At 46.9% G+C, this 15,759-nt stretch carries 10 protein-coding genes; 8 read left to right on the forward strand and 2 right to left on the reverse strand.

Translation table 11 applies throughout. The features are described from left to right. Positions 1-242: 242 nt before the first annotated feature. Both eno and QME03_RS10610 read left to right on the forward strand, forming a co-directional pair. On the forward strand, positions 243-1,556 hold the full coding sequence (eno, locus tag QME03_RS10605) for a phosphopyruvate hydratase (protein ID WP_281724331.1): 1,314 nt from the start codon (positions 243-245) through the stop codon (positions 1,554-1,556). 476 nt (positions 1,557-2,032) lie between these two features. After that, the gene (locus QME03_RS10610) at positions 2,033-2,659 is read left to right on the forward strand and encodes a glutathione peroxidase (RefSeq protein ID WP_281724332.1); all 627 of its coding nucleotides are present in this window, start codon (positions 2,033-2,035) and stop codon (positions 2,657-2,659) included. A gap of 176 nt (positions 2,660-2,835) precedes the next feature. Here the strand turns inward: QME03_RS10610 and hcp are convergent, their stop codons facing one another. Beyond that, positions 2,836-4,488 carry a hydroxylamine reductase gene (gene hcp, locus QME03_RS10615; protein ID WP_281724333.1) on the reverse strand — a complete coding sequence of 551 codons (1,653 nt, stop codon included), beginning with the start codon at positions 4,486-4,488 and terminating at the stop codon, positions 2,836-2,838. 548 nt (positions 4,489-5,036) lie between these two features. On the opposite strand from hcp, the gene QME03_RS10620 reads away from it, so the two are divergent. Both QME03_RS10620 and QME03_RS10625 read left to right on the forward strand, forming a co-directional pair. Then, positions 5,037-5,810, forward strand: coding sequence for a copper homeostasis protein CutC (locus QME03_RS10620; RefSeq protein ID WP_281724334.1), 774 nt, complete (start codon positions 5,037-5,039; stop codon positions 5,808-5,810). 269 nt (positions 5,811-6,079) lie between these two features. Continuing rightward, positions 6,080-8,698, forward strand: coding sequence for a transglutaminase-like domain-containing protein (locus QME03_RS10625; protein WP_281724335.1), 2,619 nt, complete (start codon positions 6,080-6,082; stop codon positions 8,696-8,698). Between the two features lie 801 nt (positions 8,699-9,499). Here QME03_RS10625 and QME03_RS10630 read toward each other — a convergent pair. Further along, on the reverse strand, positions 9,500-9,703 hold the full coding sequence (locus tag QME03_RS10630) for a hypothetical protein (RefSeq protein WP_281724336.1): 204 nt from the start codon (positions 9,701-9,703) through the stop codon (positions 9,500-9,502). Between the two features lie 331 nt (positions 9,704-10,034). Here QME03_RS10630 and QME03_RS10635 point away from each other — a divergent pair, with 331 nt between their 5' ends. The 4 genes from QME03_RS10635 (at position 10,035) to QME03_RS10650 (ending at position 15,709) form a co-directional block, all read left to right on the forward strand. After that, positions 10,035-12,056: a hybrid sensor histidine kinase/response regulator transcription factor gene (locus QME03_RS10635; RefSeq protein WP_281724337.1), complete on the forward strand. Its 2,022-nt coding sequence runs from the start codon at positions 10,035-10,037 to the stop codon at positions 12,054-12,056. 498 nt (positions 12,057-12,554) lie between these two features. Then, positions 12,555-13,259 (forward strand): nucleoside-specific channel-forming Tsx family protein, encoded by a 705-nt coding sequence (locus QME03_RS10640; protein ID WP_273147417.1) that lies wholly within the window; start codon positions 12,555-12,557, stop codon positions 13,257-13,259. 235 nt (positions 13,260-13,494) lie between these two features. Continuing rightward, complete coding sequence (locus tag QME03_RS10645; RefSeq protein ID WP_281724338.1) at positions 13,495-14,793, forward strand: NCS2 family permease; 1,299 nt, start codon at positions 13,495-13,497, stop codon at positions 14,791-14,793. Then, entirely contained in the window at positions 14,780-15,709 is a 930-nt protein-coding gene (locus tag QME03_RS10650; RefSeq protein ID WP_281724339.1) for an endonuclease/exonuclease/phosphatase family protein, read from the forward strand. The genes QME03_RS10645 and QME03_RS10650 overlap by 14 nt, the downstream gene beginning before the upstream one ends. The last annotated feature ends 50 nt before the right edge of the window (positions 15,710-15,759 follow it).

Genomic DNA, 15,759 nt, shown 5'->3' on the forward strand with positions numbered 1-15,759 from the left:
TTTGTAGTGCTACTACAAGGTGACTTGTACTGTCTTCTTGTGGTGCTGTTGTTCGGTGCTTAAAGACAGTTGCCAACGCTTGTTTCACTTCATCTATTTCAGCTAGCCTTTACGCTGCAATAAGTTAACTTATCCCAACAGAGCGTATTTATTTGTTTTTCATCTGTTTTTTCAGGGATATTTATTAACTTTGCAAGAGTTTAATACGGACATTTTTTTATTTAATTAAATAAGAACAAATTATGGTAATTGAAAAAGTTCATGCGAGAGAAATCCTCGACTCAAGAGGTAACCCTACCGTAGAGGTGGAAGTGACATTGTGTAATGGCGTGGTAGGCCGCGCAAGTGTACCTTCTGGCGCATCTACTGGCGAAAACGAAGCCCTCGAATTGCGCGACGGCGACAAGTCTCGCTACTTGGGTAAGGGTGTTCTCAAAGCCGTAGAGAACGTAAACAACGTTATTGCTCCCGCCCTTAAAGGCATGTCGGTTTGCCAACAACGCAAAATCGACTATAAGATGCTCGAACTAGACGGTACTCCCACAAAGAGCAAACTGGGTGCTAACGCTATCCTTGGCGTTTCGTTGGCCGTTGCTCAAACAGCCGCTAAGGCCTTTGGCATGCCCCTTTACCGCTACATTGGCGGAACCAACACTTATGTTCTGCCCGTTCCTATGATGAATATCATCAACGGTGGTGCCCACTCTGATGCTCCTATCGCATTCCAAGAGTTTATGATTCGCCCCGTTGGCGCTTCTAACGAGCGCGAAGCTGTACGCATGGGTGCTGAAGTGTTCCACGCTTTGGCTAAGAATTTGAAGGCTCGCGGATTGTCTACTGCTGTTGGAGACGAGGGCGGTTTCGCTCCTAAGTTCGACGGTATCGAAGACGCTTTGGACACCATCATGAAATCTATTAAAGACGCTGGCTACGAACCTGGCAAGGATGTTAAGATTGCTATGGACTGTGCTGCTTCTGAATTTGCTGTACAAGAGAATGGCGAATGGTACTACGACTATCGTCAACTCAAGAATGGCATGCCCAAAGATCCTAACGGTAAGAAGCTCACTGCTGCCGAACAAATCAAGTATCTCGAAGAACTCATCACCAAATATCCTATCGACTCTATCGAAGATGGTTTGGACGAGAACGACTGGGACAACTGGGTTAAGCTCACAGAGGCTATCGGTGACCGCTGCCAGTTGGTTGGCGACGACCTCTTTGTTACCAATGTGAAGTTCTTGGAGAAGGGTATTAAGATGGGTGCTGCTAACTCTATCCTTATCAAGGTTAACCAAATTGGTTCGCTTACCGAAACACTTGAGGCTATCGAAATGGCTCATCGCGCTGGTTACACCACTGTTACCTCGCATCGTTCGGGCGAAACAGAGGATACTACTATTGCTGACATCGCCGTTGCTACCAACTCTGGACAGATTAAGACTGGTTCGTTGAGCCGCACCGACCGTATGGCTAAGTACAACCAACTTATCCGTATCGAGGAACAATTGTGCTGCTCTGCTCGCTATGGTTACGAAAGACTGAAGAAGCAATAAGCAGATAAAAGGGATATGCTTGCCAAATAACGGGCCATAGACGCCTAATGGCTTCGCGCCAACGAGATTTGGAAGCGTAACTAATAAGATGGGGCGGCCTGTATGGGTCGCCCCTGTTTTTTATTTAACCTCATTTCCAGCCCTACCAGCCTCACATCCGCCCCTTCCGGCCTCACCCCCAGCCCCTCTCCAAGGGGAGAGGGGAGTAATATGTAAGGTTACAACAAGGGGAAAAAGGCCTCACCCCCAACCCCTCTCCAAGGGGAGAGGGGAGTGGTATGTAATGCAACAACAAGGCAAACAATAAAGAATGTAAGGCTATTACAAGAACAAACAAGCGTAACAACCATGTCCCAACAAGGCATTTCACTCCCCTCTCCCCTTGGAGAGGGGTTGGGGGGTGAGGCCGGTTGGGAGTTGTAGTGAGGCCGATAGGGGAGTGGTGTGAACCTGTTTATTTACTCATTAAAGATTTTATGTACTCAAAACTCTATTTTCTCAGAACCTTAACCCTTGCTCTTTTCGCACTCTTTGCCTTCTCGGGCATGGCGCAAAAGGATGTTTATGGGTTTAAGGTAAAAGACGAAAACGGCCGAATGGTGTCGTTATCAAAGTATCGTGGTAAGGTGTTGCTCATAGTTAACACGGCCACGCATTGTGGGCTAACGCCTCAATACAAACCCTTGCAAGCGCTTTACGAGAAATATCGCGATAAAGGACTGGTGGTTTTAGGCTTTCCTTGCAACCAATTTAAGGGGCAAGCACCTGGTACGAACAAAGAGATTCGTCAATTTTGCGAGGCCAATTACGGCATCACCTTTCCACAATTTGCCAAGATTGATGTGAATGGCAAGAACGCCATTCCGCTTTATCGTTACCTCAAACGCCAGCAACCATTCTTTGGTTACTTGATGAGCGACTCCACACAGCGCGCTGAGTTCGAACGTTTGCCAAAGGATGTGCCCATAAATGTGGAGTACGACATTCAATGGAACTTCACTAAATTTATCGTAGACCGCGAAGGGAAGGTGGTGAAACGCATCGAACCCAAAGACGCGATGGAGTATTTGGAAGAAGAAGTGGCGAAAGTTGTAGGGAAATAAGGATAAAAAACGAGGGACGGTTGGGCTGACTATCCTTGGATAAGGCCTGCGCAAACCTGCTTAATTCCCCCTATATTTCCTACAAGCTAGTGCTTTTGTAAACAGAAATCTGGCCAATCAGTTCTGCTAGGCAGGACCAATTGGCCAGATTTTATCGTTTAAGGATGTTTTATGTCTTATCCAATCATTCGTTTCAGGTCGTCTTCAACGGTGGTGATGCCACCAAGTCCAAACTGTTCTACCAGCACTTTCAGCACGCCAGGCGAAACAAAGGCGGGCAGAGTGGGGCCGATGTGGATGTTCTTAACGCCCAACGAGAGCAGGGCGAGCAAAACGATAACTGCTTTTTGCTCGTACCAAGCAATGTTGAAGGCAAGTGGCAGGTCGTTGATGTCGGCCGCGCCAAATATCTCTTTCAGCTTCAAAGCCACCACAGCCCATGTGTACGAGTCGTTGCATTGACCAGCATCGAGCACGCGGGGGATGCCATTGATGTCGCCGAGGTTAAGTTTGTTGTACTTAAACTTAGCACAACCCGAAGTGAGGATAACCACATCGTGGGGCAATTGCTGGGCAAACTCCGTGTAATAGTCGCGACTGCGCATGCGTCCATCGCATCCGCCCATCACCACAAACTTGCGAATGGCACCACTTTTCACGGCATCTACAATCTTATCGGCCAGTGCAAACACCTGATTGTGGGCAAAACCGCCAACAATCTCACCCGTTTCAATCTCCGTTGGAGCCTCGCAGGTCTTGGCAATGGCAATTACTTCCGAGAAGTCTTTATGTCCATTGGCATCTGCCTCGATGTGTTTCCAACCGGGGAAACCCGTAGAGTTCATCGTAAACACGCGGTCTTTGTAGTTGGCATTGGCCGAGGGTGGAACGATACAGTTGGTGGTAAACACGATAGGACCATTAAATGTGCTGAACTCTTCTTTCTGTTTCCACCACGCATTGCCGTAGTTTCCAACCAGATGCTTATACTTTTTCAGTTCGGGATAATAGTGAGCGGGCAGCATTTCGCCGTGGGTGTACACGTCAACGCCCGTTCCTTCGGTTTGTTTCAGCAGCTCTTCGATGTCGTGCAAGTCGTGTCCCGAAATCAAGATACCAGGGTTTTTGCCCACGCCAATGTTCACTTTGGTTATTTCGGGATGACCATAGGTGGTGGAATTGGCTTTATCTAGCAGCGCCATAGCCGTTACGCCCCACTTGCCAGTGTCGAGAACACAGTTTAGAAGCTGGTCCATTGGTGCATCAGGATTAGCGATAAGGGCCAGTGCATCGCCCATAAAGTCGGTTATGGTGGTGTCGGTATAACCCAATCTGCCTGCATGTTCGTAGTAAGCGGCCATACCTTTGAGGCCCAGAACAATTAGTTCTTTCAGCGAGCGCAGGTCTTCGTTCTCGTTGCGCAGCACACTTTCCTTACGGCTTTGTGCCTCGTAGTCGGCCTTTTCGCCGCCCCACACAATCTCGTGGTAATTAGGTAGCTCCACATTATGCTCCTTAGCGATGGCCAACAATTGCTTTTTCAGTGCGATACCCTTATCAACGCGGTTAAGGATGCTAGCATCATCGAAGTTGGCATTGGTGATACAAGCGAACAATGCGTCTACAAAATAGGAGTCAACGCCTGCAACACTCTGTGCGCCAGTCTTGCGAATGGCACGGTCGATGGTGGCAACGCCACGCACAACGCCAAGAAGAAGGTCTTGATAATTGGATGTTGAAGCCTCTTTGCCGCATACACCCTTAATGGTACAGCCCGTACCTTTAGCTGTTTCCTGACATTGGAAACAAAACATTTTATTCTCTATCATGCTGTTTTTGTATATTATTGCTTTGATTTTCGCCTGCAAAATTAATCGGTAAAGCAACGAGCAAAGGGTAACAAATGTGTCCGAAGCGTGGTTAATGTAAGTTAAATTCTCTTTCGATTACCCTCGATAAACTTTGCCTACCTACCAAAATGCTATGTATTGAGCATATCTCGCGCGCGTATATAATTAAGGAGTGGAGGGTGTTGTAGTAGCTAATTTCAGCTCGGTTTGCGCTTGTTGCGCCCTCAAGTGCAATGCAAAGCTGTGTGTACTGTTGTTTGGGGCTTGATAATGGTCGTAGTTTAATTTACATTAAATATCAAAAAAATGCAACAACATTGGTAGTAATTTTGTATCTTTGCCATGAGCGATGCGTAATAAACAAGTTGTGTCGTTAATGGAGGTGACAGAGAGTGCACCTTTAAGCATGGCTGATTAGGCGCACGGCGCTCTAAAGCCTGCCCATAATGGGTAAAAGGGGTGCCCCATTTGGTGTAACATCCCCCCATAGAAGCAGCAATATCTTAAACCAATGACATGAATATTGTATGGACGAAACTGGTAACAACTTTGAATTTGAAATATGCGCAAACAGTGTGGAAAGCTGTTTGGCGGCCCAAGAGGGAGGAGCCAACCGCGTAGAGCTATGCGCTGGCATCCCAGAAGGAGGCACAACGCCGTCATATGGCGACATTGTAATGGCTCGCCGATTGCTTTCCAAAACCAAGCTGCATGTTATCATTAGGCCGAGAGGCGGAGATTTCACCTATTCGGACCTTGAAATGGACATCATGGAAGCCGACATCGAAGCTTGTAAAAAGGCTGGTGTAGACGGAGTGGTGTTTGGATGTCTAACTCCAGAGGGCGACATCGATATCGAAAAAAACGCTAGATTGATGGCTCGCGTGGGCAACATGGCGGCTACTTTCCATCGTGCGTTCGACAGATGTCGTAATCCGCTCGACGCATTAGAGCAAATTGCTAAACTGGGATTTAGCAGGGTGCTTACTTCAGGCCAACAAAAAACAGCCGAAAAGGGTATCCCCTTGCTCTATAAACTGCATAAAAAGGCTGGCGATAGCATAGCCATTATGGCCGGATGCGGTGTAAACGAACGCAATATCTTTAAAATTCACAGCCAAACAAATGTAACTCAGTTCCACTTCTCGGCGCGCGAATCGGTGCAATCGCCTTGCGCATACATGGGCGGAAGCGTGAAAATGGGCGGACACGACACCGATGAAAGCTATCGCGAGGTTACAACGGCGCGCCGAGTGAGCCACACCATCATGGAGCTGCGCAATGGCAAATATCCCTCGTAACCTAGATACGCACATATGGGATGTTACAAAAGTAGTTATAAAAACGAGTTAACGCCGCTGCAGAGCGTTGTTTAAAAAATACATTTTTTCCTTCTTTAGTGCGCTCGGCTCTCGCCCTAGCCAACGTGTTTGCTGACATGTGGTGGGCGAGAGTGCGAGACACATGGGCGGAAAGGCCCAATGACCGCGCTGTCGAGGAAGCAAAACGCTCGGCATGGCTAACAAACCATAACCAATTTATCTTCCATCAACAAAAAAACTACCTCAAAATGAGAAAGCTATTGCTATCCCTTCTCTTTGTCTTGGCTGCGTTCAACGCCGCTAGGGCTGGCTATTACCATTTCATCTCAGATGATAAATATCGCGCACAGGTGCACAACGACTTCAATAAGAAGATGCAACTGGTGGGGAAAAACTTTTTTAAGGTAACTCAGACCACACCCACGATGGCCGAACAAGAGGCATTGGAATTTCTTTACGCCTACATGCCTTTGGCCGATGTTACTGACTACACCACCGATTTCTATCTCAGCAACGTGAAGTCGGCCTTCAAGGCGCGCGAAGAAATGCCATGGGGAAAGGCTGTTCCCGAACTTCTTTTCCGCCATTTTGTACTTCCTATTCGTGTAAACAACGAAAACCTAGACAACACTAGGGCTGTGCTTTACGACGAATTGAAGAAGAGAATAGAGGGAATGAGCATGACAGAGGCTGTGCTTGAACTTAATCACTGGTGCCATGAGCACGTTACTTACCAGCCTTCTAATGCGCGTACGCTGGCTCCGCTTGCTTGTCTTAAAACAGCTATTGGGCGTTGTGGCGAAGAAAGCACGTTCGCCGTGGCCGTATTGCGAACAATGGGTATCCCTGCAAGACAGGTTTACACCCCTAGATGGGCGCATACCGACGACAACCATGCATGGGTTGAGGCTTGGGCTGATGGCAAATGGCATTTCTTAGGGGCTTGCGAACCCGAACCTGTGCTCAACTTGGGATGGTTTAACCTGCCTGCTTCGCGTGCTATGCTGATGCATACCAAGGCCTTTGGCAACTATCGCGGCCCTGAAGAGGTGATGCTTCGCACTAGCAACTACACCGAAATTAACCTCATTGGCAATTATGCACCCACTGCTCGCATCGACTTTATGGTGGTTGACGCTGCTGGAAAGGCTGTGGATAAAGCTCAAGTGGAGTTTAAAATTTATAACTATGCCGAATATTATACGGCTGTTAACAAGTTTACCGATAACCGCGGACGAACTTTTCTTACCGCTGGCGTGGGCGATATGATGGTGTGGGCATCTAAAAATGGGGCTTACGGCTTTGCTAAGGCTTCGTTTGGAAAAGACAAAAACGTTACTATCCGACTGATCCACAATGCCAAAACAATGGCTAAGAGCATGGTTGGCGCACTCGATTCGGTGAATATTGTGCCTCCCGTTGAAAGCGCTAAACTGCCCGAAGTGACCCCTCAGCAGGCTCAAGCTAATAAAGCCCGACTGGTGAAAGAGGATAGTATAAGGCATGCTTACGAAGCAACATTCTATAAACCCACAGGCGACGGACTGGCCGAAAAGTATTATAAACTGGCGCGTGGCAACTGGAAAACCATTCAGCAGTTTGTAAATAACCATCCCGATAAGCAAGAAAGGGTGCTGGCATTGCTCGAAACACTGCCAGTAAAAGACCTTCACGATATACCTTTGGAAATATTGGAAGACCATTTTGGCGCACAAAGCAATCAGCTTTCGCCACGTGTGGAAGACGAAATGATTATTGCGCCATATAAACAAGCTTTTCAAGTGGCTTTCAATCAATCGCTTGCCGACAGCATGAGGGCTAACCCCACAGTGCTGGTTAACTGGGTTAAGCGTAACATTAGGCTCAATCCCGACACCAAAGCCTTGCGCATTGCGCAAACGCCGATGGGGGTTTGGCGCTCGCGACTCACTGATACTCGTTCGCGCGACATCTTCTTTGTGAGTATGGCACGAAGCTTGGGCATCGAGTCGCGTAAGGATGCCATTACGGGTAAGGTGCAATATAAACGCGATGGCGCATGGGTGGATGTTGATTTTGATAATGCTAGTCAGCAAACTGCGCCCACGGGTGTGCTTAAACTCACCTATCAGCCTGCCTCGTTGCTGCCCGCCGACCCCAAATATTACAGCCATTTCTCGCTTAGCAAGATAGTAGACGGACGTGCTCAACTGCTTAACTTCGACGAGGGCGACGGTAATGACAACGAGGGTACTACCTGGGCAAACACCTTTAAAAATGGATATAGCTTGGATGCTGGCACTTATCTCTTGGTTACGGGGACACGTTTGGCCAATGGAGGAGTGCTGGCCACACAACGTTTCTTTAACATCGCTCCTGGCAAAACCACCGAAGTGGCGCTCAAAATGCGCCGTCCCTCGGGCCAACTCAATGTGCTGGGCAATTTTGATAGCGAGTCGCGTTTCCTCAAAGATGGACAGGAGGTGAGCATTCTCTCACAAACGGGTCGAGGATATTACACGCTTGCGCTGCTGGGTATTGGCGAAGAACCAACTAACCATGCATTGCGCGACTTGGCTAAGGCGCGTGCAACGCTCGATGAATGGGGGCGTCCCTTCGTGTTGCTCTTCCCCAACGAGGCCGATTTGCAACGCTTCAAGAAAGAGAACTTTGGCACTCTGCCCGCCAACATCATTCTGGGTGTCGACACCGATGGTAAGATTAAGCAGCAAGTGGCTAATGCCATGAAACTGGCTAACCCCTCGCAAATGCCTGTATTTATTGTGGCCGACACCTTTAATCGCGTGGTGTTCTGCTCGCAAGGCTACACCATCGGCATGGGCGAACAACTTGAAAAGGTGGCCAAGATGCTCGAAACGGGTAAGTAAATACATGCTTTAAACGCTAAAGTGGCTGCGAATGCTGGCTCGATGTTGCACTTGTGATGTGGAATTCGATAACAGCAAATGGTCTTTAGGCTCGCTAAGGGCTTTGCTGCACCAATCGTGGCGCTGGTAGGCGGTGTTCTGCTACAGAGATAATAGGGAAAGGATGAGTAAGTGGCTTGCACTTACTCATCCTTTTTCTTTTGTTTCGGCTTGCTTTTTTACTCAACTTGGTGGTTAAGGCTCGTACCTTTTATGCTGGTTTGTAGGCTAGTTGTGTGTGGTGTTTATTGGCATAGCTGGTTAAATCTTCAAAACAACCGAATGGCTATGCGCTCGCCAGTAAAACGCCGAATAACAGCAAAGGCTGTATTAGGGGCTTAACCCATTTATGCAGCATTAAGTAAAGCTGTCTGTTTATTGCAAAATGTAAAGATTTAAGACGGGGAAACCCCTCAAAAAGGGCCCTTGTTATTCACCAATCGCTCGAACGATGCGAAATATTCAATTCTCGCGAGGGTTTGTTTTCGCGATAAGAAGAAGGTGTTGCGCATGTATATAAATTTGTTCGGTAAGGAATAAACATGTAAACAATTGAGATTTGCACGCGTTTAGCACCAAAAAGCAAGGTAAAAACCATGAAAACGCATTGCAAACTCGTGCAAAACGCATGGCTAAATGCACCAAAACGCAAGGCTAAATGCAGCAAAACACAAGGCTAAAACCACCAAAACACACACAAAAGTGCAGCAAAACGTAGTGCGAAATGCATAAAGTTGCATATTGCAAAGTGGACTGAAATTCTTAATTTGATGCAAAACTCGGGCTTTGGCGGAGAGAAACAAACCAAAAACGCTGTGTTTTTGGTGCTAAAAACAGAATTTTGGTGGCAGAAAAATTACGGTTCTGGCATAAAATAGAAAGCTGAAATGGTGCAAAACGCAGTTTTGGAGAGAAAAAAGGCGTAAAAATAAATTCTAAAAAGTAGAAAATTGGGGCTAAAACCATATTTTTAGGCTTTATTTTTTGCTAGATTGGATGGCTAAAAATAAGCTGTTTGTAAAACATTTCTAATGCGAATTGTTCTGTAATCTTCTTGCGGTATGTGCGTATTTTGTTTGTACGGTCTATCTTTTATTTCGTGTATTCTCAAGATGCAGTGTGTAACGTTTTTAAAGAACAGTGAAAACCATCTGTTAAGCCGTAAAGTTAAGCGCCAGTTTAGGTTTAAAAACATATCATAAAGTTGAACAAGGTTGGTAAATATTTCTTATATTTGCAAAGCGCATTGACAATGAGCAAGAGATACTAGTCCTAATTAACGAAAACGAATGTACCTATGACTGATAACCGTTTGTCAACTTTTTGTGCCTTGCAAGGCATTGTTATGCCGAGTTTGGGCATAGCAAAAGCCGTGTTTGGCTTGTGCGTTGTGGCCACATTGTTGCTAGGGTCGTGCACCGCAAAACCTTATTCTGAACACTTGCACGGCCTATATGGCAGTAGGCCAATGGTAGTGTGCGCCGATGGCCATAGCACATACCAGCACATTAAACAAGTAGCCACGATTTTACCCCTCACAAAATATATCGCAACACTGATGCATCCGCTGCAACAAGGACTGCCACAAACAAGTTTGGCAACGGCAGAACACTACCCCGACTGCAGCGGTGTGGCTGGCATTGGACAAAATGAGCATCAGAATAAAGACCGATTGGTGGTGGGTGTATTTGCCATTTTGATGGCCTTGTTGCTGCTGGCGCTGGGTGTTGAGGCGATGATGGTGAAGCGAGAAAAACGCAGAAACCGCGAGCTGCTAAAGAAAATGAACCTGATGAACGAACATTTTTACAGCAACGTCACGCATCAAGTGCGCTCAGCAATCACGCTGATATTGGGTTTAAGTAAGGAACTGGGCACCAGTGAGGATTTGCCTTTAGAGGCACAACGCAAAGCGCAAAACATTGAAAAGCAGGGAGAAGGCTTGTACACACTTATCAGTCAGTTGCTGGATGTGGCCAGAGCGAAATCGGCCGATATTAATCCTGGTTGGACCAACAGCGACCTAATGGCGCATCTTGACATGGTGGTTGAAAGTTATCGCCAATATGCCGAAGGGCGAAACGTAAACCTGCAGTTTGTTGGCGAAGGGAAAATACAAACCGACTTTGTGCCCGAATATATTAATAAGGTGATGAACAACCTGCTGTTCTACGCCTTTAAATTCACACCTCATTATGGTTCGATAACGGTAAAGATGGTGCGCAAAGGCTCTTCGGCGGTTATTATTATCAGCGATACAGGGCCTGGGGTGGCACCAGAGATTGTTCCGCACATCTTTGAACCCTTCTCAAGGATGGGCGGAGTGGGACCGCAGGTTGGACCAGGTATTGGTTTGGCCTTTGTGAAGTACATCGTTGAGGCACTGGGAGGCGACATTACTTTAGAAAGCGAGTTGCAAAAGGGTTGCATCGTAACGATTAAACTGCCCATAAAAAACGAGTGCAAATCTACTACCTTGGGCGCAGAAATGGTGAATACACCCTTGTTGCCCGCAGAAACCGAACCACTCGACGACGACAATACGCCCTGTAACGACGAACAACGCGTGCTGGTGGTGGAAGATAACGCCGACCTGGCCGCATTTATCGGTTCGCTGTTTGCTAATCACTACGCCGTTTATTATGCCTGCAATGGCACCGAAGCCATGACAAAGGCGATGGAACTGGTTCCCGATATCATTATTACCGACCGACTGATGCCAGACATTGATGGACTGGAGGTGTGCAGACAAGTGCGTCAAAGCAATGTGCTAAATCATATTCCCATTGTGGTGGTTACGGGAAAAGTAAACGAGAAAGAGCGCTTGGAGGGCATTAAAGCGGGTGCTGATGCCTATCTGACGAAACCTTTCAACAGCGAAGAACTGATAACAAGAGTGGAAATGCTGTTGGAACGCCACCAGCATTTGCGTAAAAAATATGCCGAAGAAAACAATGCGCCTGCTGAAGAGGATAACCATCGCAATGAAGCCGAACAGCAATTTGTGGATAAGGTTACTTCGTCGGCACATTTCTTATTGGGCAAACGAACGCTCGACGTGAACGCTCTGGCAGATAGTTTGAACATGAGCGTTAGGCAATTCCATCGAAAATTGGTGGCCGTGACAGGTAACACGCCAGGCGCTTTTATCCTAAACTTGAAGATGGAAAAGGCTAAATGGTTGCTCGATAACGAGTTCGAACTAACAATCGAAGACATATCCGACCGCTGTGGCTTTGAACATTCGTCTAGTTTCTACCACGCTTTTAAAAAAGCCTTTGGCTTAACACCTGCCGAATATAGAAAAGGAGGGATGTGAGAAAAGGGAAGCAGAAGCAAAGATAATGACAGAGCGCTTAACGGAGCGTTGCCTAAAAGTGCTTTGCTAAAAGCAAAGTATGTATGTGTAATAAAAAAAAAGCTAAGCAGCGTCTGCACGAAGACTCGGTTATATCTGCACGAGAGAGCAACGGTTACAGCCAAACGCGTCTCACTTGTCTCTGCTAAACGTTTCGTGTTCAAGCCTTTCTCTTGTAAAGAATGGCGTGATAAGCATGCAAATTGGAGTTTGCTGACAAAAGAAGGTGCAGAATTGATGCGCTTTTTAGTTCAGCTTTTTAGCGTCAAGCCGTTTAAATGCTGTGTTTTAGGGCAAACAAATCCCTAGAACACCTTACACACGTCTCCTTTTTTTTGCATTTTCATCATGATTATTCCATCAATTCTCACTAACTTTGCATTTGCTTGCAAACCAATGACAGAGCGAGTGCCGTTGAAGTTGTGCAGGCTAACTAACGAAACCAAATTAAAAAATAGAATGAAAAAGCTTTTCGCTTTGGCCATTGCTATCGTGGCCGGCCTGTCTGTACAGGCACAGAATGTGCAGTTGCATTATGATTTTGGACATCTGAACGACAACCTCTCCGCAAGACCTAAGTTGACCTCTACGGTGGAGATGTTTAAACCCGACAAATGGGGTAACACTTTCTTCTTTGTCGACATGGACTATGCAGACAATGGCGTGGCCTCCGCATATTGGGAAATATCGCGCGAATTGAAATTCTGGCAAGCACCTGTGGCTATTCATGTGGAGTATAATGGCGGATTGGCCAAAGGTGTGGGCTCGTATAACGACGCTTATCTTGCAGGTGTGACTTATAGCTGGAACGATAAAGACTTTAATTCGGGCTTCACATTCACACCAATGTATAAGTATTTGGCCAAACAAGACAAAAAACACTCGTGGCAACTAACCGCCACATGGTATATGAACTTCTGCAATCGCTTGCTCACCTTTAATGGATTTGCCGATTTCTGGGGCGACCGCCGTTTTACAGACGGACAAAATATAGCCATTTTCCTTACCGAACCACAGTTCTGGGTTAATCTTAACCGCATTAAAGGCGTTAGCGACGACTTTAAACTGAGCGTGGGAACAGAATGGGAAATAAGCAATAACTTCGTTAATCAAAACCATCGCTGGTATTGCTTGCCTACGTTGGCTGCGAAGTGGACGTTTTAATAACATAAACGGGCTTGCCCTTAACCCCTCTCCAAGGAAAAAAAGCCTCACCCCCAACCCCTCTCCAAAGGGAGAGGGGAGTAATATGCTATGTAGTTACTAAGTTGATAAGCGAAAAATGCAATGCTATTGCAAGGCATATCACTCCCCTCTCCCTTTGGAGAGGGGTTGGGGGTGAGGCTTTTTTCTTTGGAGAGAGGTTGAAGGTGAGCTCAACTCACAATAATTTTACACAATGTCTTTCTATTCTTTATTGGGCTTCGACCCAAAGAAACAATCGCGCCGCACAGAAATAATGGCTGGCGTAACCACATTTCTCACCATGAGTTACATCCTTGCCGTGAACCCCGACATACTAAGTGCGGCGGGAATGGACAAGGGTGCGGTGTTTACAGCCACCGCTTTGGCCTCGGCCTTGGGAACTTTGTTTATCGCTTTCTTGGCAAAACTGCCCTTTGCACAGGCCCCAGGTATGGGAATCAACGCTTTCTTCGCCTTTACGCTGGTAAAAGGCATGGGCTATTCGTGGGAAGCAGCCTTGGCAGCAGTGTTTGTTGAAGGTATTATCTTTATTATATTAACAGCGCTGAACATACGCGAGCAAATTGTTAAGTGCATTCCTAAGAACCTGCGATTTGCTATTTCGGGCGGTCTTGGCTTGTTTATCGCCTTTATCGGACTGAAGAATGCAGGCATTATTGTGGCCAACGATGCCACTTATGTGGCCTTGGGCGCATTCACCCCAACCGCCGTGTTGGCCTGCGTGGGCATCATTTTGAGTGGTGCCCTGCTGGTGTTGAAGGTTCGTGGTGCACTATTTTATAGCATCTTGATATGCACCGTTGTGGGCATACCAATGGGCATAACCCAAATACCCGAAGCCTTTGTACCCGTTTCGATGCCACAAAGTCTGGCGCCAACATTCCTTAAGCTGGATTTTGCTGCCTTACTCAATATGGATATGATGCTAACGGTGTTTGTGTTGGTATTTATCGACATCTTCAATACCCTGGGAACGCTTATCGGAACGGCAGCAAAAACCGACATGATGGACGAAAATGGTAATGTGAAGAATATCCAAAAGGCCATGATGGCCGATGCCATCGCCACCTCAACAGGTGCTTTGCTGGGCACTTCTACCGTAACAACATACGTAGAAAGTGCAGCAGGTGTGGCCGAAGGAGGGCGAACTGGCCTCACAGCCTTCACCACAGCCATGTTCTTTGTGGTGGCGTTGTTTATGGCTCCGCTGTTTCTTATCATCCCTTCGGCTGCAACAACAGGCGCATTGGTGCTTGTGGGCGTGTTTATGCTCGAGTCGATAAAGAAGATAGACTTGCAAGATATCTCTGAAGCTTTGCCTTGTTTTATCACCGTTTTAACGATGGTGCTTACTTATAGCATTGCCGAGGGTATGGCTCTGGGCTTGATTAGCTATACACTGGTGAAGATTTTGAGTGGCAATTACAAAGATGTGAACATCACACTCTTCATCGTTAGTTCGTTGCTCGTGTTGCGCTATGTGTTCCAATAAAGCTCGTATTGTGCTGCTTGGGGCTTTGCTGTGCATGGCCTTTGCAGCCTTTGGGCAAGAACTGGTGCTGGGTAGCTATAATATAAGGTATCGAAACGATGGCGATGAGTCGAAAGGACATCTCTGGAAGAAGCGTTGCCAGGTGATTTGCGACCAAATTCATTATGAACTTCCCGACGCCTTTGGCGCGCAAGAGGTGCTCAAAGAGCAATTAGACGACCTGTTGCGAGGCTTGCCCGACTATGGTTATGTGGGCGTTGGGCGCGATGATGGGCACGAAGCTGGCGAATTTGCCCCAATCTTTTATCAACGCGAACGTTTGGTTTTGCTAAGTGATGGATACTTTTGGCTGTCGCCCAATCGCACAAAACCATCGCTGGGATGGGACGCAGCATGTATTCGCATTTGCACATGGGCGAAGTTTAAGGTGCGCAAAACAGGAAAAGTGTTCCTTTTCTTCAACCTTCATACCGACCATGTGGGTGTTAAAGCACGCTACGAGTCGGCTAAGCTGGTGATGAGAGCCATCGACGAGTTGGGAGGAAACGATAGTCCAGTGGTGTTAACGGGCGACTTTAATGTTGACCAAACCGACGAAACCTACGCCATTTTCACCGCAAACGGCCAACTAAAAGATGCCTACACCGTGGCAAAATATCGTTTTGCAGAGAACGGAACGTTTAATAGCTTTAATCCAACGCTGAAAACAACCAGTAGGATAGACCATATTTTTGTGTCGCCTAGCTTTACTGTGACTCGATATGGCGTTCTTCCGAATTTCTATTGGACGGAAGAAGAATACACAAAAAGCGAGAAAGGGCATGATGCTCCGCAGCAAATCAATTTTAAACCGCACAGAATACGCACGGCATCCGACCACTATCCTGTGTTTGTGAAGGTGAAACTTAAACCATAGTTTACACGTAAAAGCCTCATCCGCTAAACCTCTTCTCTTTAGAGAGAAAT

Origin of the sequence: Hoylesella shahii (assembly GCF_937990675.1) — a bacterium.
GTDB lineage: Bacteria > Bacteroidota > Bacteroidia > Bacteroidales > Bacteroidaceae > Prevotella > Prevotella shahii.

What these genes read in the sequence shown, in the direction of transcription:
- QME03_RS10625 (WP_281724335.1), top strand. Translation starts at nt 6,080, where the DNA reads ATGAGAAAGCTATTGCTATCCCTTCTCTTTGTCTTGGCTGCGTTCAAC.
- QME03_RS10650 (WP_281724339.1), top strand. Translation starts at nt 14,780, where the DNA reads ATGTGTTCCAATAAAGCTCGTATTGTGCTGCTTGGGGCTTTGCTGTGC.
- QME03_RS10630 (WP_281724336.1), bottom strand. Translation starts at nt 9,703, where the DNA reads ATGGTTTTAGCCCCAATTTTCTACTTTTTAGAATTTATTTTTACGCCT.
- QME03_RS10620 (WP_281724334.1), top strand. Translation starts at nt 5,037, where the DNA reads ATGGACGAAACTGGTAACAACTTTGAATTTGAAATATGCGCAAACAGT.
- QME03_RS10610 (WP_281724332.1), top strand. Translation starts at nt 2,033, where the DNA reads ATGTACTCAAAACTCTATTTTCTCAGAACCTTAACCCTTGCTCTTTTC.
- QME03_RS10645 (WP_281724338.1), top strand. Translation starts at nt 13,495, where the DNA reads ATGTCTTTCTATTCTTTATTGGGCTTCGACCCAAAGAAACAATCGCGC.
- QME03_RS10635 (WP_281724337.1), top strand. Translation starts at nt 10,035, where the DNA reads ATGACTGATAACCGTTTGTCAACTTTTTGTGCCTTGCAAGGCATTGTT.
- eno (WP_281724331.1), top strand. Translation starts at nt 243, where the DNA reads ATGGTAATTGAAAAAGTTCATGCGAGAGAAATCCTCGACTCAAGAGGT.
- QME03_RS10640 (WP_273147417.1), top strand. Translation starts at nt 12,555, where the DNA reads ATGAAAAAGCTTTTCGCTTTGGCCATTGCTATCGTGGCCGGCCTGTCT.
- hcp (WP_281724333.1), bottom strand. Translation starts at nt 4,488, where the DNA reads ATGATAGAGAATAAAATGTTTTGTTTCCAATGTCAGGAAACAGCTAAA.